At 62.3% G+C, this 21730-nt stretch carries 13 protein-coding genes; 7 read left to right on the top strand and 6 right to left on the bottom strand.

Going from position 1 to position 21730, the window contains the following annotated elements; translation table 11 throughout:
- Positions 1–12: 12 nt before the first annotated feature.
- The 3 genes from K5Q02_RS13005 to K5Q02_RS12995 all read right to left on the bottom strand — a co-directional run bounded on the left by K5Q02_RS13005 (position 13) and on the right by K5Q02_RS12995 (position 2701).
- On the bottom strand, positions 13–1473 hold the full coding sequence (locus tag K5Q02_RS13005) for an efflux transporter outer membrane subunit (RefSeq protein ID WP_225831094.1): 1461 nt from the start codon (positions 1471–1473) through the stop codon (positions 13–15).
- Positions 1473–2078 (bottom strand): TetR/AcrR family transcriptional regulator, encoded by a 606-nt coding sequence (locus K5Q02_RS13000; protein ID WP_225831092.1) that lies wholly within the window; start codon positions 2076–2078, stop codon positions 1473–1475. The genes K5Q02_RS13005 and K5Q02_RS13000 overlap by 1 nt, the downstream gene beginning before the upstream one ends.
- Positions 2079–2485: 407 nt before the next feature.
- A complete protein-coding gene (locus K5Q02_RS12995; protein WP_225839678.1) occupies positions 2486–2701 on the bottom strand; it encodes a tautomerase family protein in 216 nt (71 codons plus the stop codon).
- 870 nt (positions 2702–3571) lie between these two features.
- Here K5Q02_RS12995 and K5Q02_RS12990 point away from each other — a divergent pair.
- From K5Q02_RS12990 to K5Q02_RS12980, 3 genes are all read left to right on the top strand, one after another.
- Positions 3572–12211: a glycoside hydrolase family 94 protein gene (locus K5Q02_RS12990; RefSeq protein ID WP_225831090.1), complete on the top strand. Its 8640-nt coding sequence runs from the start codon at positions 3572–3574 to the stop codon at positions 12209–12211.
- 4 nt (positions 12212–12215) lie between these two features.
- Positions 12216–12431 carry a CsbD family protein gene (locus K5Q02_RS12985; RefSeq protein WP_225831089.1) on the top strand — a complete coding sequence of 72 codons (216 nt, stop codon included), beginning with the start codon at positions 12216–12218 and terminating at the stop codon, positions 12429–12431.
- A 211-nt stretch (positions 12432–12642) separates the two neighbouring features.
- The gene (locus K5Q02_RS12980; RefSeq protein ID WP_225831087.1) at positions 12643–13365 is read left to right on the top strand and encodes a Crp/Fnr family transcriptional regulator; all 723 of its coding nucleotides are present in this window, start codon (positions 12643–12645) and stop codon (positions 13363–13365) included.
- 4 nt (positions 13366–13369) lie between these two features.
- Here K5Q02_RS12980 and K5Q02_RS12975 read toward each other — a convergent pair whose 3' ends face one another.
- The 3 genes from K5Q02_RS12975 to K5Q02_RS12965 form a co-directional block, all read right to left on the bottom strand.
- Positions 13370–15466 carry a GGDEF/EAL domain-containing response regulator gene (locus tag K5Q02_RS12975; protein WP_225831085.1) on the bottom strand — a complete coding sequence of 699 codons (2097 nt, stop codon included), beginning with the start codon at positions 15464–15466 and terminating at the stop codon, positions 13370–13372.
- Between the two features lie 298 nt (positions 15467–15764).
- The gene (locus tag K5Q02_RS12970; RefSeq protein WP_225831083.1) at positions 15765–16052 is read right to left on the bottom strand and encodes a hypothetical protein; all 288 of its coding nucleotides are present in this window, start codon (positions 16050–16052) and stop codon (positions 15765–15767) included.
- A 126-nt stretch (positions 16053–16178) separates the two neighbouring features.
- The gene (locus K5Q02_RS12965) at positions 16179–18140 is read right to left on the bottom strand and encodes an acyltransferase family protein (RefSeq protein ID WP_225831081.1); all 1962 of its coding nucleotides are present in this window, start codon (positions 18138–18140) and stop codon (positions 16179–16181) included.
- Between the two features lie 561 nt (positions 18141–18701).
- Here K5Q02_RS12965 and K5Q02_RS12960 point away from each other — a divergent pair.
- The 4 genes from K5Q02_RS12960 (at position 18702) to K5Q02_RS12945 (ending at position 21660) form a co-directional block, all read left to right on the top strand.
- Positions 18702–19283 carry a TetR/AcrR family transcriptional regulator gene (locus tag K5Q02_RS12960; RefSeq protein ID WP_225831079.1) on the top strand — a complete coding sequence of 194 codons (582 nt, stop codon included), beginning with the start codon at positions 18702–18704 and terminating at the stop codon, positions 19281–19283.
- Between the two features lie 53 nt (positions 19284–19336).
- Positions 19337–20440 carry an alkene reductase gene (locus K5Q02_RS12955; protein ID WP_225831077.1) on the top strand — a complete coding sequence of 368 codons (1104 nt, stop codon included), beginning with the start codon at positions 19337–19339 and terminating at the stop codon, positions 20438–20440.
- 106 nt (positions 20441–20546) lie between these two features.
- Positions 20547–20933: a nuclear transport factor 2 family protein gene (locus tag K5Q02_RS12950; RefSeq protein WP_225831075.1), complete on the top strand. Its 387-nt coding sequence runs from the start codon at positions 20547–20549 to the stop codon at positions 20931–20933.
- A gap of 61 nt (positions 20934–20994) precedes the next feature.
- Positions 20995–21660 carry an SDR family oxidoreductase gene (locus tag K5Q02_RS12945; RefSeq protein ID WP_225831073.1) on the top strand — a complete coding sequence of 222 codons (666 nt, stop codon included), beginning with the start codon at positions 20995–20997 and terminating at the stop codon, positions 21658–21660.
- Positions 21661–21730 lie beyond the last annotated feature (70 nt).

Raw genomic sequence — 21730 nt, 5'->3', positions numbered from 1 at the left:
CTGTGCTTATCGTCATGGTGCGGTCGGCGAAATGGGCGGTGTGGTGGCAGCAGCGGCAGTTGGCGATGCATCCTCGAAACCACCGCCCAGGGCGAGATGAAGGGCGATGCGATTTTCCAGGCGAGCATGTCGCGCGGTGATCTGCGCGCTGCGGCCATCGAGGGCGCGTTGCTGACTTTCCAGCACATTCAGGAATGGATCGATGCCCTGCAGGTAACGGTTGAGCGAGACCGTTACCGCGTCCTCTGCCGAACTTGCCGAGGCTTCCAGTGCGCGTTCCCGGCTTGTCAGCAGCGAGTCGACGGCCAACGCAGTCTCGACTTCGGAGAGCGCAACGAGGGCCGTTTCGGCGTAGGCATTCAGCACCTCATCGCGCTGTCCTTCGACGATGTCCACCTGGGCGACCAGGCGGCCACCCTGAAACACTGGCTGCAAGGCTCTGCCGGCAATCGACCAGATCAGGTTGCCGCTGTTGAACAGTTGGGCGAACTCGCTGCCGCTGTAGCCGGCGGAACCGGTCAGCGACAGGGATGGAAGAAAGGAACGCTCCGCTGCGCCCAGTTGATAGCCGGCGCTCAACAGATTCAGTTCGGCGGCGCGAACATCGGGGCGGCGCGCCAACAGTTCGGCCGGCAAACCACTGGCCGGGGCTGCGGGAACCGGCGGTAGCGCCAGCGCGGTCTCGACATCGCCCGACGGGTATTCCCCCATAAGAATCTGTAGTTGTCGCAGGCTGCGTGCCAGCGACTCTCTGCGCTGCTCCAGCCCTGCACGTGCCGACTCCAGATTGGCGTCGGCGAGCATGCCGTCAGCCGGCGATGTAATGCCGATGCTGACGCGGTTATTGATCTGTCGGGCCATTTCACCCAGCGCCTCGACGGTTCGCTCGGAAAGGTCGACCTGCGCGTGAGCATGCACGATCTCGAAATACAGCTGCACCGCCTGCGCCGCCACAGACTGACGCACGCCGCGCAACTGCTCGGCGCTGGCCAGGTAGTCCGCGCGGGCCGAGGCGGTGAGCGCCGACAGGCGCCCCCAGAGATCCAGCTCCCAGCTCACGTCCAGTGCAACGTCGTAGTTGTTGCCGATGACCGCCGCATTCTCGCCGGTGATATCCGGCAGGTTCTGACGCTGCCGCGCGCGCCCCGCAGCGAGGCCGACCTGCGGCAACTGGTCGGCCCTATTCAGGCGCGCCTGGGCTTCGGCCATGCGTGAGCGAGCCAGCGCCTGGGCCAGCCCCGGATTTTTCTCCAGCGCGGTGCTCACGAAGGCATCGAGCCGCGCATCAGCGAAGTCGCGCCACCAGAAATCCTCCGTTGAATAGCCGGCCTGATCGGCAGCGACGAAACCCGCTGGCAGGCTGAAAGGCACCTGCGCCGGCTCGGGTTGTACGCTGGCACAGGCGCCAAGCAGGATGAGCGAAGCCAACAACAGGGGGCGGGAGGCAACCCGCAGAGGGTGAACAGATCCCATCAGTTGCCTCGCCGGGCGAACAGGATCAGCAGCATTTCTCTATGCGCACTTCGAATCCTGGCAACTTCCTGCTCGGCCAGTTCCTCACCGAACAGCAGTTGGGTGAGCAAGGCGATGACCACAGGCGAGGTTGCCATGGCGAAGTTTCTCGATACGGCGTTATCCGGGATCACGCCCTTGGCGACGCACTCATCGAGCTCGGCCTGTCGGCGCGTGGCATGGGGCAGCAGGATATGCTCGTGCCAACTGCGAAGCCGCTCCGGCGACCTGCCGCTCTCGGTGATGAGCAGGCGAAATATCGCGCTCGCCTGGGGGTCACCAATAGCCGAGTAGGCCATATCGAGAAACCGGTCGACGGTCTCCTCCAGCGAAGCGCCCTCGACCCACTGCCAATGGCTCTGGATCGACGGAGAGAAAATCGTAGTGACGAACAGCGCCTCGAGAATCGCATCCTTGCTGGCGTAGTGCGCGTAAAGCCCCGCTTTGGTCAGGCCGACGCGTTGTGCGATGCGCTCCACCGTGGCGCCCTCGAAGCCCACGCTACTGAACTCCACCAGCGCGGCATCGAGTATCTGCTGGCGCCTTTGCTCCGCGGACAAGCGCACGCGCTTGTTCCCACCAACAGGCTTGTTAGCTGATTCTTCTGGGGCTGAATCCTGGGTCATATGAGTCGCTGACTACCGTTGAATGTTTCGGAAAATACGGCCGAAAACAACGCTAACATACAAACGGTAGTTAGCCAGAAGCCTCACTGTTACCAGTTTTTACCTGCGCACGCGGCCGTGAATGATCGATAAGAGGGCTGATTGGGGGCACCCGCAGAGAACAAGATCAGCGGCTGGCGGAGATATTGAGCGGAGTACGAACACCGGTTAGCCCCGGAAATTCATCTCGGTCATTCTCGAATAGCTTCGGGTCATGAGCTTTTGCGCTAAAGCTCATGACCGTGAAAGGCCGGCTGGATGCAAGTGCTCCCTCGAAGGGGATAGTCGTTATCTTGGTCGGAACGAACTCAAGACTTGCCTGACTTTTCCTCCTCCCTTAGCTGCGCGATTGTTTGCCCCTGCCAGCCCCAGTTCTCCGTTTCAACCTCATCAATTACGACAAACGTCGAGATCGGGGGTTTCCCCAGTACCTGCTGTAACAGCTCGGTCGTTCCCTTGATCAACGCTTTCTTCTGCTCGGGCGTGACACCTTCATTGGTGACGCGAATATTGACGTAAGGCATGGTCGTATCTCCTGACTGAACGAACGGGTTACCCAGTACCAACGGCTGATCCACCATCACCATGAGCGCGGTGAAATCGTACTCATCGAATGGCGGCATCGACTGCGGCTTTGCGTCTGCAACGTTTCCGGCAGACACGCAGCTTCCAGGACGTTAATGGAGCGCCAGAGCCGACACAACTGAGACCAGCAATGATTGTTCATCTACATCGCCGGGACAACGGCGACGCCTTACGACGGAAGCGGCTAGCGAGGGCTCAGAGCAGCCCCTTGGCCCGTGCCGTTTTTCTCTTCAAGAGAATGCCTCTTACCACCTCAAGAGTGCCGCGCCCTGATTCAGCGCGATAACAGCTGCGGGCCGTCCTGGCAGGAAGCAGCTGCCAGGGCGTTTTCGCTGGCAGACCGTGAAGCAAGGCTGTTTTGGCCGGCAGATACGTAGGCCTGGTGAGCCCAGTAGACGGCAAAGCCGGAAAGTATCGCGGACGTAAAGCTCATGACGCTTATAAACCTGACCAATCCTCTGGTGCCCATTGTCCCGCTCCTGTGTGCGCCGGCTGGTTGCCGGCGCGCCAGCAATACTCCCTTGCGCAGCAATTCGCCATCACACAAATACGGGCGAGCGGATCCTGGGCTGGGCAATGGCCACCCCGCAGCGTCTGGCGCCAGTATTCCCGGCTATTCGGGCCTGCGGCCTAGCGGCAAGTCGAGGACAAAGCGAACCGCCGCTATGTGCGCCAGCAGACAGACGCCCTACCGGGAGAATTTCACACTGCTGGCCTGCACCCTTCTCATTTCGTCACGCCCGGCACTATTTGCGTGACACGCATCACTGCAACGTTGCCCGCGCTTCACGTTGCACGCCAAGGAAAACATGGACAGGCAATGGCTTCGAGCAATCCAACGGTTGTGGCGGCCCGCGCCGCGCACCTTCGAGTACGAGCCGGCCCTGCGCGCGGAGCTATTCAGTGCCGAACAGATGGCCACCCACGGCGCCCACCTGGCCCGACAGCATCACCTTAGCCCCGACTCCACCTCCGACGCCCTCCTGCACCGCCTCGCCGAAAACGCCGCCGTTCTCGCCAGTAGTTGTCAGGCCATGACCGTGGCAGCGCTTTCCAATCAGCGCGCGACACCGGCTGCGGAATGGCTGCTGGACAACTTCTACCTGGTCGAAGAGCAGATACGCACGGCACAAAAACATTTGCCCAAAGGCTACTGCCGCGAACTGCCAGGCCTGGCCAACGGGCCGTCACGCACCCTGCCGCGGGTTTACGACATTGCCCTAGAAACCATTGCCCACGGTGACGGCCGGGTCAACAGTGACAGCCTGAGCCGCTTCGTGACGGCCTATCAGTCGGTGATGCCGCTGACCCTCGGTGAGCTCTGGGGCATCCCCATCATGTTGCGCCTGGCGCTGATCGAGAACCTGCGCCGGGTCGCTTCACGGGTGATGGCCAACTCGAACGACCGCAACCTGGCCAACGACTGGGCGGATCGTCTGATTGCCACCGCAGAGCGCGACGCCAAGAGCGTGGTACTGCTGGTCGCCGACCTGGCGCGCTCAGCACCGCCGATGACCAGCGCATTCGTGGCCGAACTGGCGCGGCGCCTGCAAGGCCAGAGCACCACATTGATTCTGCCGATGACCTGGGTCGAGCAGGCCCTGGCTGAATCGGGCCAGAGCGTCGAGCGTCTGATTCACCTCGATGCTCAGTTGCAAGCGACAGAGCAGGTGTCGATCAGCAACAGCATCAACAGCCTGCGCCTGCTGTCGGCCACCGACTGGCGCGAGTTTGTCGAGCACATGAGCGGCGTCGAACATGCTCTCGCTGAAGATCCGGCTGCCGTCTATACCCGCATGGATTTCGCCACCCGTGACCATTACCGCCACGTGGTCGAGCGTTTGGCACGTACCTGCCCCCATACCGAGATCGACATCGCCCGCGAGGCCATCGCCCTGTGTCGCGCGGCACCGGTCGAAGACCCGCTGATGAGCCACGTCGGCTTCTATCTAATGGGTGCAGGGCTAGCCGTACTGGAACGCCAACTGAACGTACAGCCCTCCATGGCCGCGCGCTGCCGGCGGCAGCTGCGCCGGTGGCCGCTGGGCTTCTTCCTGGCACCGGTCGTGGTGCTAAGCGCCCTGCTCGCCTGGCCTTTCCTCGCCATGCTGCGGGCCGACGGTTGGGGGCCATGGGTATTGATGCTGCTCAGTGTGCCCACCCTGCTGATGACCAGCCACTTGGCCATTGGCTTGATCAACCGACTGGTAACCCTCAGCCTGCCGCCGGATATTCTTCCACGCCTGGATTACAGCGCAGGCATTCCTACCCAGGCGCGCACCCTGGTCGTGGTGCCGACGCTGATCGGCAGCGCCCAGGATGTGGAGGAGTTGGTAGAGGGTATCGAGGTGCGCTTTCTCGCCAACCGTGATGCCAACCTGCACTTTGCCCTGCTCACCGACTTCATGGATGCACCGAGCGAGGTACTCGATGGCGATGCGGCGCTATTGCTGCAAGCGAGTCAGGCAATCGAAGCGCTCAACCTGAAGTACCCCGAACCGGGCGCGCCGCGTTTCTTCCTGCTGCATCGCCCGCGGCGCTGGAACGCCACCGAACGGTGCTGGATGGGCCATGAGCGCAAGCGCGGCAAGATCGCCGAGCTCAATGCCCTGTTGCGCGGCCACGGCCATGAGCGGTTTTCGCTGATCGTTGGCGATATCGCCGCGCTGCCGAGCGTCAACTACGTCATCGCCCTGGATACCGATACCCAGCTGCCGCGCGATGTGGCCCGGCAGTTTCTCGGCGCCATTTGCCATCCGCTCAATCAGGCACGCTTCGATCCACAGCAACGGCGCATCGTCAGCGGCTACGCGATTCTGCAGCCGCGAGTGGGCATCAGCCTGCCGAGCATCGCCCGCTCCGCCTACGCCCAGCTGTTCGGCAGTGATGCGGGCGTCGACCCTTACACCCGCGCGGTGTCTGACGTGTACCAGGATCTGTTCGGCAATGGCTCGTTCATCGGCAAGGGTGTGTATGCCGTGGATGCCTTCGAGCAGGCCCTGCAAGGCTGCTTCCCCGATAACCGCATTCTCAGCCATGACCTGATCGAGGGCTGCTACGCCCGCTCCGGGCTGATCAGCGATGTACAACTCTATGAAGAACACCCGGCGCGCTACAGCGCCGACGCCAAGCGCCGTCATCGCTGGATTCGCGGAGACTGGCAGTTGCTGCCGTGGCTGATGCCGTGGACACCGAAACCCGGCGGTGGCCTGGAGAACAATCGCCTGACCAATCTCGCCTGCTGGAAGATCGTCGACAACCTGCGCCGCAGCCTGGAGCCGGCGGCCTTTCTGTGCATGTTGCTGTGGGGCTGGTTCGCCAGCGCTGAACCGTTGCAGTGGAGCCTGGGGGTATTCCTGCTGATCATCGCCCAACCGCTGATCAGCACCCTGCTGGAGCTGCTGCACAAAGCCCACGACATCACGCTCGGGCAGCACCTGAAAGTCACCTTTCGCGGTGCAGCGCAGCACTTCAGTCGTGCCCTGCTGACCCTGGTGTGGCTGCCCTTCGAGGCATTCAGCAGCCTGGACGCCATCGGCCGCACACTGTGGCGCATGACCATCAGCCAGCGCCGCCTGCTGCAATGGAACCCCTCGCGAGAAGTGGAGCGCAGCAGCCGCAACGACCTGCCAAGCCTGTACCGGCTGATGTGGGTGGCGCCGCTGCTGGCGATCGCCGTAGCGTTGCTGCTGGTCGGTAAACCCGTGGTACTGGCAATTGCCGCACCCTTTCTGCTGGCCTGGCTGCTGGCGCCGGCCATCGCCTATTGGCTGAGCAGACCCACCGCCGATATGGCGTTCGCCCCGTCACTCGAAGAACAGCAGTTTCTACGCCGCCTGGCGCGTAAGACCTGGGCCTTCTTCGATGATCACCTGGGCCCGGCGGACAACTGGCTACCCCCGGACAACATTCAGGAACGGCCAACAGCGGTGACCGCCCACCGCACCTCGCCAACCAACATGGGCATGGCGCTGCTGTCACACCTGGCTGCCTACGACTTCGCCTACCTCAGCGGCGGCCGCCTGCTCGCGCGCCTGGATAACGCCCTGACCAGCATGTCGCGGCTGGAACGCCATCAGCGGCACTTCTACAACTGGTACGACACCCAGACCCTGCAACCCCTGCCGCCGCGCTACGTCTCTACCGTGGACAGTGGCAACCTGGCCGGCCTGCTACTGACCCTGCGCCCAGGCCTGTACGAGCTGCCGAGCGCGGCGCTGATCAGCCCCAACTGGCGCAGCGGCCTGATCGATAGTCTCGGCGTCCTGCACGAGGCACTGCTGGCCAGCGAACTGGACGAACACATGCTCGACGACGCATTCAGCGAACTGGCAGCGGCAAACACGCGTGAACCCGAAAGTGTCACGGACATCACTGCTGCCCTGCAGCGCCTGATCGTCCTTGCTCAGAGCCTGAAAGCGGCCCTATCTGCGGCCCCCGAAGCCGACTACTGGCGCCAGGCCCTGCTCGCTCATTGCCAGGATCTACACGCCGAACTGAGCTGTTTGACCCTGCCCGGCAGCCCCCCGGCATCCGCCAGTTGGCAAGACTTGGCACGGCTCGACGCCAGCCAATGGCCAGCCGCCGAGCAGGCGCAGGTACAAGCCGTTATCCACCATGCCAGTGAACGCATCGCCACTACATTGCGCCTGGCGGATCTGGCTGGCGAGCTGGCGAACATGGACTTCACCTTTCTCTACGACGCGCAGCGCGAGCTGCTGGCCATCGGTTACAACGCCGATGAGCAGCGCCTGGACAGCGCCTACTACGACCTCTTGGCTTCGGAAGCGCGGCTGACCAATTTCGTGGTCATCGCCCAGGGTCAGCTGCCCCAGGAAAGCTGGTTCACCCTGGGCCGGCTGCTGACCAGCAATGGCGGTGTTCCCGTGCTACTGTCCTGGACAGGCTCGATGTTCGAATACCTGATGCCGATGCTGGTCATGCCTAGTTATGCCGGCACCCTGCTCGACCAGACCTGCCGCGCCGCAGTGGCGCGGCAGATCGAATACGGCCAGCAACTGAGCCTGCCCTGGGGCGTCTCAGAGTCCGGCTATAGCACCCTGGATGCGCAACTGAACTATCAATACCGGGCCTTCGGCGTGCCCGGCCTGGGCCTCAAACGCGGCCTTGGCGAAGACGTAGTGATGGCGCCCTATGCCTCGGTGCTGGCCTTGATGGTCGCCCCCGAAGCGGCCTGCAAGAACCTCCAGCGCCTGGCAGACATGGGCATGGCCGGTCGTTACGGCCTGTACGAAGCCATCGACTTCACCAGCGCCCGCCTGCCGCCCGGACAGAACGCTGCACTGATCCAGTCCTTCATGGCGCACCACCAGGGCATGAGCCTGCTAGCGCTGACCTATGTGTTACTCGACCGCCCGATGCAACGCCGCTTCGAAGCCGACCCGCAGTTCCAGGCCACCGCCCTGCTGCTGCAGGAACGGGTACCGAAAAGTGCCGCGCAGTACCTGCACACCGCCAATGCTTCGCTGGAGGGCAAGGTGGCACGGGTCAACGAGAACAAGCTGCGGGTCTACACCGACCCTGGGCGCCGGCACCCGGCCGTGCAATTGCTCTCCAACGGCCGTTACCACGTGATGATCAGCAATGCCGGCGGCGGTTACAGCCGCCGCGACGAGATGGCGGTCACCCGTTGGCACGAGGACATAACCTGCGACAACACCGGTACCTTCTGCTACCTGCGCGATGTCGACAGCGGTGATTTCTGGTCCTCGGCGCACCAGCCCACCTTACGCACCACGGAAAGCTTCGAGGCGATCTTCACCGACGCCCGTGCCGAGTTCCGCGTGCGCGAACGCGGCTTCGACGCCCATACCGAGATCGTCGTCTCGCCGGAAGACGACATCGAGCTGCGCCGCCTGCACATCAGCAACCGCGGTGCGCAGCGCCGAACCCTGGAGCTGACCAGCTACGCCGAAGTGGTGCTGGCCCCGGCCCTCAGCGATGCCCTGCATCCAGCCTTCAGCAAGTTGTTCGTACAGAGCGAGCTGCTCACCCCGCTGCAGGCGATTCTGTGCAGCCGGCGGCCCCGCTCCAGCGAAGAAAAGGTGCCGTGGCTGTGCCATCTGCTGGCGGCGCACGAGGTGGACATCACCGCGATCTCCTACGAAACCGACCGCGCCCGCTTCATCGGCCGCGGGCGCAACCTGACGCACCCTGCAGCGATGGACAGCGAGGCGCTCTCCGGCACGGCCGGCGCGGTGCTCGATCCGATCGTGGCGATCCGCTGCAGGGTCTCCCTGGATCCCGGCCAGACCGCCACCATCGATCTGGTAACCGGCGTCAGTGACAGCCGTGATGGTTGCCTGCAACTGATCAACAAGTACCGTGATCGACACCTGGCCGACCGTGTCTTCGACCTAGCCTGGACCCACAGCCAGGTGCTGCTGCGCCAGCTCAATACCTCCCATGCCGAGGCCCGCCTGTTCGAGCAGATGGCCGCATCGATCATCTACACCAACCCCTCGCTGCGCGCTGCACCGAGCGTGCTGGCGGCCAACCAGCGCAACCAGAGCGGCCTGTGGGGCCAGGCAATTTCTGGCGACCGGCCCATCGTGCTGCTGCAGATTTCCGCGACCGCGCATATCGATCTGGTACGCCAGCTGGTGCAGGCCCACGCCTACTGGCGGCACAAGGGCCTGATCGTCGACCTGGTGATCTGGAACGAAGACCAGGCCGGTTACCGCCAGGATCTGCAGGACGTGATCATGGGCCTGGTCACCTCGGGCAGTGAGGCGCACTTGCTCGACAGACCAGGCGGCATTTTCGTGCGCCCTGCTCAGCAACTCTCCAACGAAGATCGCGTGCTGATGCTGGCCGTGGCCCATCTGGTACTCAGCGACGAGCGCGGCAGCCTTGCCGAGCAGATTCACCGGCGCCGGGCAGAACCTGCCCTGCCGGCCTTCGATGCCAAGCTGCTACCCAAGCCAGTGCGGCCTGCCGTGCTTCCATTGCCTGATCCATCGCTAATTCTGAGCAATCCCCATGGCGGCTTTAGCGCCGATGGCAAGGAATACGTCATTCATTCCAGAGCCGGCCAACCCACCCCGGCGCCCTGGGTGAACGTGCTGGCCAACCCGAATTTCGGCAGCGTGATATCGGAAAGCGGTAGCGCCTACACCTGGCATGAAAACGCCCACGAATTCCGCCTCACCCCGTGGCGCAACGACCCGGTCAGCGACCCGGGCGACGAGGCCATCTACCTGCGCGATGAAGACAGCGGCCACTACTGGTCGCCAACCCCACTGCCACGTCCTGGCAAGGGCGGCTACGTGACCCGTCACGGCTTCGGCTACAGCGTCTTCGAACACGAGGAGGAAGGGATTCGCAGCGAGCTGTGGGTCTACGTATCGCTGCAGGATCCGGTCAAGTTCTCGCACCTGAAGATCCACAATACGTCTGGCCGACCACGGCGCCTGTCGGTCACCGGCTACGTGGCCTGGGTACTGGGCGATCTGCGCGAAAAATCGTCGATGCACGTGGTCAGCGAGGCCGACCCGAACAGTGGCGCCCTGTTCGCGCGCAATGCCTACTCCATCGAGTTTCCGGGTCGAGTGGCCTTCTTCGACGTCGATGCGCCGCTTGCCAGCAGCACAGCTGGACGCACCGAATTCATCGGCCGTAACGGCAACCTCGGTGCCCCGGCAGCCATGGCCCAAGCGCACTTGTCAGGGCGCAGCGGCCCAGGGCTCGACCCGTGCGCGGCATTACGGGTCGATCTGCAGTTGGCGCCCGACGAGCACCGCAGCGTGACCTTCCGCCTGGGCGCCGCACAGGACGCCAAGATCGCCTCGCGCCTGGTGCACCGCATGCGTGGCGGCAATGTCGCCCAGGCGGAACTGGAGCGTGTGCGCACCCACTGGCACGACACCTTGGGCAAGGTGCAGATCGAAACCCCGGAGCCGGCCGTGGACGTAATGGTCAATGGCTGGCTGATGTACCAGGTGATCGCCTGCCGCTTCTGGGCCCGCAGCGGCTATTACCAGTCCGGCGGCGCTTTCGGCTTCCGTGACCAGTTGCAAGACAGCATGGCCATGCTGCATGCCGACCCGGCGGCGGTTCGCCAACACCTGTTGCTGTGCGCCGCCCACCAGTTCATCGAGGGCGATGTGCAGCACTGGTGGCACCCACCGCTGGATCGCGGTGTGCGTACCGGCTGCTCCGACGATTATCTGTGGCTGGTTCAGGCGACCAGCCGCTACGTGCAGGTCAGTGGAGACAGCAGTGTGCTCGCGGAAACCGCGGGTTACCTGGAAGGCCGCATGCTCAACAGCGGTGAGGAATCCTATTACGATCTGCCGAACCACTCTCCCCTGCGGGAAACCCTGTATCAACACTGCGTAAGGGCCATCGAGCACAGCCTGGCGCGGGGCGTTCACGGCCTGCCACTGATGGGCCACGGCGACTGGAACGACGGCATGAACCGCGTCGGCGAAGGGGGCAAGGGCGAAAGCGTCTGGCTCGGTTTCTTCGGCTACGACGTGCTGCGCCGCTTCGCCACCACCGCCCTGCTCAACGGTGACGCCGAGTTCGCCAGACGCTGCGACGAGCAGGCCGATGCCTTGCGCCTTAGCCTCGAGGCCCACGCCTGGGATGGCGACTGGTATCGGCGTGCCTATTTCGACGATGGCACGCCATTGGGCTCGACGGGCAACGACGAATGCCGCATCGATTCCATCGCCCAGAGCTGGTCGGTGCTGTCTGGCGCGGCGCCTGATCGGCGCCGACGCACGGCCATGGACTCGCTGGAGCGGCATCTGCTGCGTCGCGACATCGGCCTGGTGCAACTGCTTGCGCCCCCCTTCGACCGCGGCGTGCTCGACCCCGGTTACATCAAGGGCTATGTACCTGGCGTGCGCGAAAATGGCGGCCAGTACACCCACGCAGCCGTGTGGGCGAGCATGGCCTTCGCCGAACTGGGCGACAGCGCACGGGCGTGGGAGCTGCTGCGCCTGATCAACCCGGTCAGCCACGGCAACAGTGCTGAAACCATCGCCACTTACAAGGTCGAGCCCTACGTCGTGGCCGCCGATGTCTACGGCATGCCGCCCCATGAAGGGCGTGGCGGCTGGAGCTGGTACACCGGCTCGGCCGGCTGGATGTATCGGCTGATCGTCGAGTCGCTGCTCGGCCTGCAACGCAGCGGTACGCAGTTGAGCATGCAGCCAGTGCTGCCGGCGCATTGGCCAGGGTTCATCCTGCATTACCGGTTCGGTGACACCCCTTACCGCATCAGTGTAAGCCGCACGGATGCCGGCGATCCAGGCCTCCACCTGGACGGCATCGCCGTGCAAGGAAGCACCATCCACCTGCTCGACGATGGCCAGGATCATCAGGTTGATATTCAGTGGCCCCATAACGGGCCTGGCAGACCGACGATGGTTACAGGCCCTGTCAGGGTGATTCCTCAGCCGCAGCACACACCAGAGTAAAACTATGAACAGACCACTGACCGAAATCATCAAGGGTAAATGGCGGCTCCTCGCGGGCCTGGCGCAAATTGTCTGGGACGACCTCACCCTGGAAGAACTGATCAAATCCGGAGGCGATCTGGACAAGCTCACCCATTTGGTAAAAAACCGCTACGACATGACCCACGAAGAAGCGCAAAAGCAGATCGTCAGCTTCTTCGAGCGGCACCGTACCACCTGACAGGCAAGCAGCGACCCCACGTTGCTACCGATGAGGGTCACCTCAAGCGCTATGAGCGTCTGCACGAGGGGAGCCAGAATCCGATCTGGCTTCGGCAACCTACGCCATGGCGAAACCGAGCGGCCAACGAGCTATGTACGCTAGCGAACGGAGCCGTGTGTATTCCAGGCGTATAGTGAGGAGGTCTATAGAGTAATACCGAAGGGACTCCATGCCTGAAGACTGTATGCCTCAGCAGAACCACTTATTGGCTGCTCTGCCTGGCGAAGTCCAGGAGAGGCTTTTTTCGCACCTAGAACTTGTCACCCTGCCGCTCGGCCAGGTGCTCTATGAGTCAGGCGAATCGGTACGCCATGTGTACTTTCCGACCGACTCCATCATTTCCTTGCTCAATGTCATGGAAAGTGGCGCCTCTGCAGAGATCTCCGTGGTCGGCAACGAAGGGCTGGTGGGCATATCCCTGTTCATGGGTGGCGAAAGCACGCCAAGCCGTGCCGTGGTGCAAAGTGCTGGCTACGCCTACCGCCTGCAAGGGCAGCGCCTGAAAGACGAATTCAACCGCCATGGCGAGATGCTGGTGCTGATGCTGCGCTACACACAGGCACTGATCACCCAGATGTCGCAGACCGCCGTGTGCAACCGCCATCACTCGATCGACCAGCAGTTGTGCCGCTGGCTGTTGCTGTCACTCGATCGCCTGCCCAGCAACCAACTGACCATGACCCAGGAGCTGATCGCCAACATGCTCGGCGTACGCCGCGAGGGTGTCACCGAGGCCGCCGGCAAGCTGCAGCGCCAAGGGGTGATCGAATACAGCCGTGGGCATATCACGGTACTCAACCGTAAGCGGCTCGAACAAATGAGCTGTGAGTGCTACTGCGTGGTGAAAAAGGAAACCGACCGCCTGCTGTCCTACATGCCGCTGCGCCACTGAGCATTCAAGGCCGCAGGTGAAAAGGCTGCGGTAACTGCATCAGCGCGGTGAAGCACTCTTCGTTGAGTGCGGCACTGAACAGATGGCCCTGCCCCTCATCACAGTGCTCGGCATCGAGAAAAGCCAGCTGCGCAGGCGTCTCGATGCCCTCGGCCACCACCTTGAGTTTCAGGCTGGTAGCGATGGCAATCAGCGCACGCACGATCGGATCATTAGCGCCCAACGCGCTGATTGCGGCGATAAATCGTTGGTCGATTTTCAGCGAATCCATGGGCAACAGCAGCAACAGGCTCAGACACGAATACCCTGTGCCGAAGTCGTCGATGCTCAGCCGCACGCCAAGCGCCTTTAGCTGCTCCAGCACCTGCTGACTGGCTTGAGCATCGTGCATCAGCACGCCCTCGGTGAATTCCAGGTGCAGGCGGCCTGGTTGCAGGGCACATTCAGCGAGCTCTTCGCGCACTCCAGCAACGAATCCCGGGTGGCGAAACTCGACGGCCGATATATTCACCGAAATCGCCTCCAGCACGATGCCCTGGGCATCCCAGCGGCCAACCTGCAGGCAAGCCTCGTGCAGAACCCAGCGGCCCAGACGCACCATCACCCCACTGGCCTCGGCAATCGGCAAAAAACGCTCTGGCAAGGTCAGCCCCCACTGCGGATGCAGCCAGCGCAACAACACCTCGGCACCGGTAATTCGGCCACTGCGCAGATCTACCTTGGGCTGGAAGTAAAGCCGCAGTTGCTGGTGCTCGATGGCATGGTTCAAGCCCTGCTCCACCGCCATGCGCTCGCTGGCGCGCAGCCTCATATCATGCTGGAAGAACAGGTAGTGGTTACGCCCGCTCTCCTTGGCGTAGTACATGGCCTGGTCGGCATTCCTCAGCAGCGCCTCGGCGGCGTCCGCATCCCGGGGATACAGGCTGATGCCGATGCTGCAGGTGATCTGTAGACGCTGTTCCTCAATGAGGTAAGGCACCTGTAACGCATCGAGAATCTTCCGGGCGGTAAGCCCTGCGCTATGCCCGTCGCTGTCGCCAGCCAGCAGCACCACGAACTCATCGCCGCCGGTACGGCTGACCGTGTCGGAACTGCGTACACAGGCTGTCAACCGCTGACTCACCGCCAGCAGCAGTTTGTCGCCAAGGTGATGGCCGAGCGAATCGTTAACCGCCTTGAAGTGATCAAGGTCGAGAAACATCACGGCCACCACGTTGCCGGTACGCTGAGCCAGGCTAATCGCCTGATAAATGCGGTCATTCAGCAAAGCACGGTTGGGCAGTTGGGTCAGGCCATCATGCTGCGCCAGATGAGACATTTTGAGCGCCGCAGCATGGGACACGCTGACATCGCGGAACACCGTGACCGCACCGCTAATAGGGCCCTTGCCATCGCGGATAGGCGTTGCGGACTGTTCAATGGCAAGGGTGCTGCCATCGCTATGCACCAGCAGGGTACTGCCTGCCTCAGTCGCTCGCCGGCCACGCCGTAGCAATCGCTCGACAGGGCTGTGGCAGACCGTACGCGTAACGCTGTCAATCAGCGTCATCACCTCGGCGATGGGCCGGCCCAAGGCCTCCGAACGCCTGTACCCGGTCAGGCGTTCGGCGGCCAGGTTGAGGTAGTCCACCTGGCCGTGCACATCCGTGCCGATCACCGCATCAGCCAGACAGTCCAAGGTGATTTCGGCGCGCGTACTTGCCCGTTGATCACGCTTCTCGCCCAGTTTGCCGTAGATGGCCGCGATCACCGAACGGGCCAGCAGGCCGCTGGCTATCTGCCCCTTGAGCAGATAGCCATGTGCCCCCCAGCGCAGCGCCTGACGTGCGAGCGCTTCGCTCTTCGGCTCGCAGAGCGTCATCACCGGCGCATTAGCTGCCGATGCGAAGAACCGCGAACAGCGCGCGCTGCTGGCGCCATGAAGCAGATTCAGATCCAGCAGTACCGCATCAATGCCGCTGCGCCTGAGACGAACCTGAGCCGTCGACAGGCTGGCAACACACTCGCAGTCAAACGAGCCATCGCCCACCTCGCTCAACGCCATCTGCAACCCGTTGCACAACTCTATGTCGGCGGCGACCAGCAAAACCCGGTAGCTCATAACGCCTCGCTCTTCTGCAAACTCCATTGCGGCGCAACTGCAGAGCCGGACGAACGCATCGCTGCGATGGAATCCGGCCTGCTCCATATGTTGCCCAAACACTTACGCTCGGCTGGCGGACACAGAATGTTGGCCAATTATCCATCACCTGAAACATTACAGATTCGCGGCAAATCGTCCGTACGCTAGCGCACTTAAGCTCCAGCCAGCAGCCCGGCGGTTCCACGGGACGTGCGCCATGCAAACGCCCGGCTTATGGCCGGGCGTTTTCATGTACTTGCCGTGGCTGGCGGGCCAGTCAGATTTCGCTCTGCCCGTTACCCGGATTCTTCGGCAACTCTTCGGGCTGCTCTTGCGGTAACTCTTCAGGTTGCTCTTGCGGCAGCTCGTCGGGTTGCTCTTGTGGCAACTCGCCAGGCTGCTCTTGCGGCAACTCGTCGGGCTGGGTGTCCGTATTCCAACCCGGCTCCTCTGACGGCTCATCCTCCGGGGGCCGCTGAGCACTGAGCGAGCCGGCCCAATTGAGGGCGTCCTGATAGGTTGAATAAGCCGAGTTACGAGCACTGTCGATAGCATTGACACTCATGGTGCGTACCTCTGATGAAGTCAAAGATTGGGACTCATAACGTCCGAGAGGCACACGCCGGGAGAGGTTCAGGCGATTCAGGCACCGGCTGGCGGAAATCGCTTCATCTGCCAGGGATCGCGGCGATCAGATACGCAATTGCCGCTGGCCCAGGTCTATCCGTTGCAGACGCAACATCTGCAGGCGCTCCACCAGCGTCCGGTAGCGCGCCGTTTCGCGGAAGGCTTCTGCGGCCTGTTGCGAACCGTAGATGCTCAGGTGGCCAGACTCATCCAGGCCGAACGGTACGTTATCGCCCGTTACATCCGAGGGCTCGCCGCCGACATGGAACAGGTCATCGCGGGCCAGGAACATGATGTTGCCGACATCGCTGACCTGTGCGGCCAGCTCGGCGTTGGCCAGGCGCGCGGAGACGTCACGCTGCTTGCCGTACTTGCCGATGTCGAAGGTCATGTCGAACAGCAGCGTGCGGGCATACCGATCGGCGACATTGACGTCGAAGTTGGTCGGTGTCGGCATCACGATCAACAATGGCGCCCTTCCGGACGTCAGCTGGATGGCCTGGTACACACCATCCATCTTCTGCTGGTTACGGATCACACCCCAGGAGCCGGCGAAGATGATCAGGTCGTATCGCTCGATACCGGCCTTCAGATAAGCGCGGTTGAGCTGGCACTGCTCGTAGGCGCGACTGCTGGTCGGTCCGGTGAAGGCCTGGCCCTCGGAGGGAAAGCACCAGTCGCTGGCGACCGACTGCACGTCGATGGACAGGGTCTTGCCGATTGCATCCCAGAACGGCGCGTAATGCCCCGCGAAGGAGTCGCCAATCAGCAGCGCCTTGAGCTCGCCGTCCCGCGCGCCGAGGCGACAGAGCTGGCCGCGGTTGCCCACCGGTAGCGTGGTGATGGTCTCCACGCTGTAGAAGCACCAGCCGTTGGTAATGATCGGCATCGACAACCCCGCCGAGGCACGGCGAAAGTCGGCCGAGAGCCGAGCGGGTACGCCGCTGGCCACCACTGTCAGCATGGCCGCGAGCACCACGCCAAACAGCATGCCGAGCTTGGCCGCTGGTTGGGTACGCCTCAGCACGCCACCGCTGCGGGTGGCACCCAGCTCTACGAACACATAGGAAAGATGCCCGGCCGCCAGGGACGTCAGCATGCCGATCGCCAGCCAAAGCGGCTGACTCTCCAGGCTGAAATAGCCCAGCCACACCACGATGGGCCAGTGCCACAGATAGACCGAGTACGACGTGCGCCCCAGGTACTGGGCGATACGATTATCGGTCAGCGCACAGCGCTCATGCCCGGCAGCGATAAACAGCGCGGTGCCCGCCACAGGAATCAGCGCCAGATAACCCGGCCATAGATGCTGTTCATTCACCAGCAATGCCGCTGCCAGAATCAGCGCCAACCCCACCCAGGCCATCGCACGGCGCTGATAACTCAGCAACTTGAGCGGAAACAGGTACACCAGCGCACCGGCCAGCATCTCCCAGGCCCTCGCAGGCAGCAGGTAGAAAGCCCCGGACGCCGAGTACAGCGAGCCCATCACCGCGATGATGAACGACAGCAGCGCAGCGGCGAGAATCATCCAGCGCCAGGCTGCCAGGCTGACGAAGCGCGCCAACACGGCCAGCAGAATCGGGTAAAGCAGATAGAACTGCCACTCGGTGGACAGCGACCAGGTGTGCAGCAGCCAGAGGTCATGGGCGCTTTCATGAAAGTACCCGGCCTCTTTCCAGAACAGCACATTGGAAATGAAGGTCAGCGCAGCGATCACCTGTTTGCCCAGGCTGACGTACTCTCTCGGCATCAGCAGGAACCACCCCACTGCAAGCATCGCCACGCAGAGTACCGCCAACGCTGGCACGATGCGCCGGCTGCGCTCCAGGTAGAACGCCGCGAAACCAAATCGCCCCGCAAGCCGGCGCGAGACGATGATCGCGGTCATCAGGTAACCCGAGATCACGAAGAACACGTCCACACCGATGAAGCCACCCGAGACCGGCGCCACCCCAAAGTGAAACAGCACCACCAGCACCACGGCGACGGCACGCAGCCCATTGATATCCGATCTGAATGGCATATGACGGCCTCCTGTCGAGCATGCGCACCTGAGTCAGGGCACCACTACTTAGGTTGTGTACAAAAAGTACTGCCGTAGGTATTGCAGCGTACAAATCGACGAAATAAGCGCCGCAGATGCAGGCGATGATTCTCTGCTAGAAGATGGACAGCGATTGCAGAGTCGATCCGCACGAGAGGGGTGTGGCAAGCGGTTGATGCCTCGAACATCGCAGCCTTTGCTGACAACAAGCAGGGCCGCGCAACCAGCCTAGACGACGAGAGTTGCACCCGCCCTCAACCCTGCTGCATGCAGCACAGAGGAACACCCTTGCCCCCTCAGAGCAAGGGAATACTCGCGTACACAGAAACTGGGCGACGGCCTGTATCGCGTTGCCGTCACGGCATTAGCCCAGTGCCTGACGCCGAGTCACGGATATGCCGCTGAGACCAGGCGCGCCCCAAAGAGAAGCGAGCATCCGTCAAGAACATGCAAGTGCGCTCCGATTGTCAGAACCACTTGGAGTAGAACGCTACGAGCCTTGTAGACGATCGGTCTATTTTTACCTATCATCCGCGGCCTATGAAAAAACAAGCTCAAGACATGCGACAGCACATCATCGATGTGGCCAAGTCGCTGATGACCAACAAAGGCTATACCGCCGTAGGTCTGGCAGAGGTATTGAGTGCCGCTGGCGTGCCCAAGGGTTCGTTCTACTACTACTTCAAGTCGAAGGAAGAGTTTGGCCAGGCGCTGCTGGAAGAGTACTTCTGCGAATACCTGGGACGTGTCGATGGGATCATGGCGCGGCCGGGTAGCGGCGCCGCGCGCTTGCTGGCCTATTTCACCTATTGGACAGAGACTCAGGGCACCGAGCTTCCCGAGGGCAAGTGCCTGGTCGTGAAGCTGGGCGCAGAGGTCTGTGATCTGTCCGAAGACATGCGTGGCGTTCTCGAGCGAGGCACGGCGAAGATCATTCAGCGCATCGCCACCTGTGTGGAAATGGGCATCGCCGATGGCAGCATCGACACGGACGAAAGCAGCAGAGCGTTCGCCGAATCGCTCTATCAACTCTGGCTGGGTGCCAGCCTCCTGGTGAAGGTGAACAAGTCCGCCGAGTCTTTCGACACCGCCATGAGCATGACCAAGCGCCTGCTGCGTTAGCGCGAGCTTTTTTATTCTTTTTATAGTCGACCGGTCTACTTTTTGAGGTTCAAATGACTGACAACAGCGCACTTACCGATCTTTTCTCGCCCACCCGAATGGGCTCCATCGAACTGGCGAACCGTATCGTCATGGCGCCGGTAACGCGCAGCCGTTACGACGAGGACGGCGTGCCGGGTGAGCTGCATGCCACTTACTACGCGCAGCGCGCCACCGCGGGATTGATCGTGGCGGAGGCCACCAACATCTCCGCCCAGGGCCGAGGTTATGCCGCCACGCCCGGCATCTGGAGCGATGAGCAGGTGGCGGGCTGGCGCAAGGTCACGGACGCGGTGCATGCGGCAGGAGGCAAGATCGTCAGCCAGCTCTGGCACGTCGGACGCTTTTCCAGTGTCGAGCTGCAGCCGGGTGGCCAGGCGCCGGTAGCACCGTCGGCGATCAAGGCCGAAGGCAACACCTATACGACTGCAGGCTTCGTTCCGGTATCGATGCCGCGGGCGCTGGAGAGCGATGAGATCCCCGGAATTATCGATCAGTACAGGCTCGCCGCTGCAAACGCCAAGCGGGCCGGGTTCGATGGCGTCGAAGTCCACTCCGCCAACAGCTATCTGCTCGACCAGTTTCTGCGTGATTCCACCAACCAGCGTACTGATCGATACGGCGGTTCGATCGAGAACCGCGCGCGCCTCACCCTGGAAGTCACTCGTGCCGTCATCGAGATCTGGGGCAGTGATCTCGTGGGCATCCGCTTGTCGCCGGTCACTCCGGATGCCGGCAATACACCGCCCGACAGCAACGTCATGGCCCTGCATGGCTACCTCATCGAGCAGCTCAATCAGTTGCATCTGGCTTATCTGCATTTCGTTGAAGGCGCGACGGCGACCTCCCGTGAAGTACCGCCAGGCGTGGATATGGATGCCTTGAGTGGCTTGTTCGATGGCCCCTTCATCGGCAACAACAACTACGACCTGGACATGGCCATCGAGCGTCGCGGCCAAGGCAAGATCGACGCGGTGGCCTTTGGTCGCCTGTTCATCTCGAACCCGGATCTGGTGCAGCGGCTGCGTGTCGGCGCCGAGCTGACCATCGCCCCACGTGAGTCCTACTACGGTGGCGGCGCCAAGGGCTACACCGATTGGCCCCTCGGCAACTACTGAAACGAGCCTTCGCTTGGCCCGTTAACGACTTCTCTCAGCGGGGACTACCCGCGATCCCGTTATTCAATCACCGAGCAGAGCATCTCAACCTCAGGAGTACTCATTCATGAGCAATAACATCAAGGCAGTCCCCACCCGTGATTACAGCGCTGTCATCGACACGGCCAGCCAATACGTTGAAGGCTTGCGTGCGGGGAGCGTGGCGACCATCGAGCAGGCTTTCCACCCGGATGCGGTGATGTACGGCTTCACTAATGGGCAATTGCTTGGCGGCCCGATCAGCAACCTGTATCGCTTCGTCGAAACCAACGGCCACGCACCGGACATCACCACCCGCCTGGATGTGCTGGCGATTACCCCGACGACTGCCGTCGTGCGCATCGACATGGAAAAAGACGCCATCGGCGCCGACTACAACGACTACCTGACGCTGCTCAAGATCGACGGCAACTGGAAGGTCATCGCCAAGGTCTACCACCAGTTCGAAGGTTGATCCGCCATTGGCATCTGCGCCGCTGAAGCAGCGGCGCTCCCTCTCATTTCAGGAGAATCCCATGTCCAGAGTATTCATCGTCGGAGCTGCCGGTAAGGTAGGCAAGCGACTGGTAAAGCGCCTCGGCACTGTCGGCCATGAGGTCATCGCGCTGCACCGCAAGACCGAGCAGGCGCAGGAACTCGAAGCACTTGGCGCAACGACCGTTCATGGAAATCTCACCGAACTGGAGGCCTCCTCTCTGGCAGCGCTGATGGCGGGCAGTGACGTCGTGGTGTTCACCGCTGGCGCTGGTGGCGCAGGCATGGAACTGACCAATGCCATCGACGGCAAGGGGTTGGAAACCAGCGTGGCCGCAGCTCGGTTGGCAGGCGTGCGCCGTTTCCTGCTGGTTTCGGCATTCCCGGAAGCGATGCGCGGCGAACAGACATCGGAAGGTTTCGAGAACTACATGAAGGTGAAGAAAAGCGCCGACGTGCACCTGGCGTCTTCCGAACTGGATTGGGTCATCGTCAGGCCGGGCACGCTGCTCGATGAGCCGGGTAGCGGTAACGTTCATGCAGGCCTGGCCATCCCCTATGGCGAGATTGCGCGCGACGATGTGGCCGGGTTTCTGGCCGTGCTGGTCGACAAGCCCGAGATAACGCGGCAGATCATCGAGCTCACGCAGGGGCGCACACCCATCGAGGTGGCTGCCAGTCGGCTCGGCCCAGCACAGAAGCCGTGATGGCATTTCCCGTGAAACGGTTTCGGGGAGCGGTGTATGGCTTGCGTTGGATACAGCGCTGTCCTTGAAA

The organism is Pseudomonas sp. MM211, from assembly GCF_020386635.1.
In the GTDB taxonomy this organism is placed as follows: domain Bacteria; phylum Pseudomonadota; class Gammaproteobacteria; order Pseudomonadales; family Pseudomonadaceae; genus Aquipseudomonas.
Note: the sequence above shows the minus strand (reverse complement) of the source record. Positions and strands in the feature narration are given on the sequence as shown.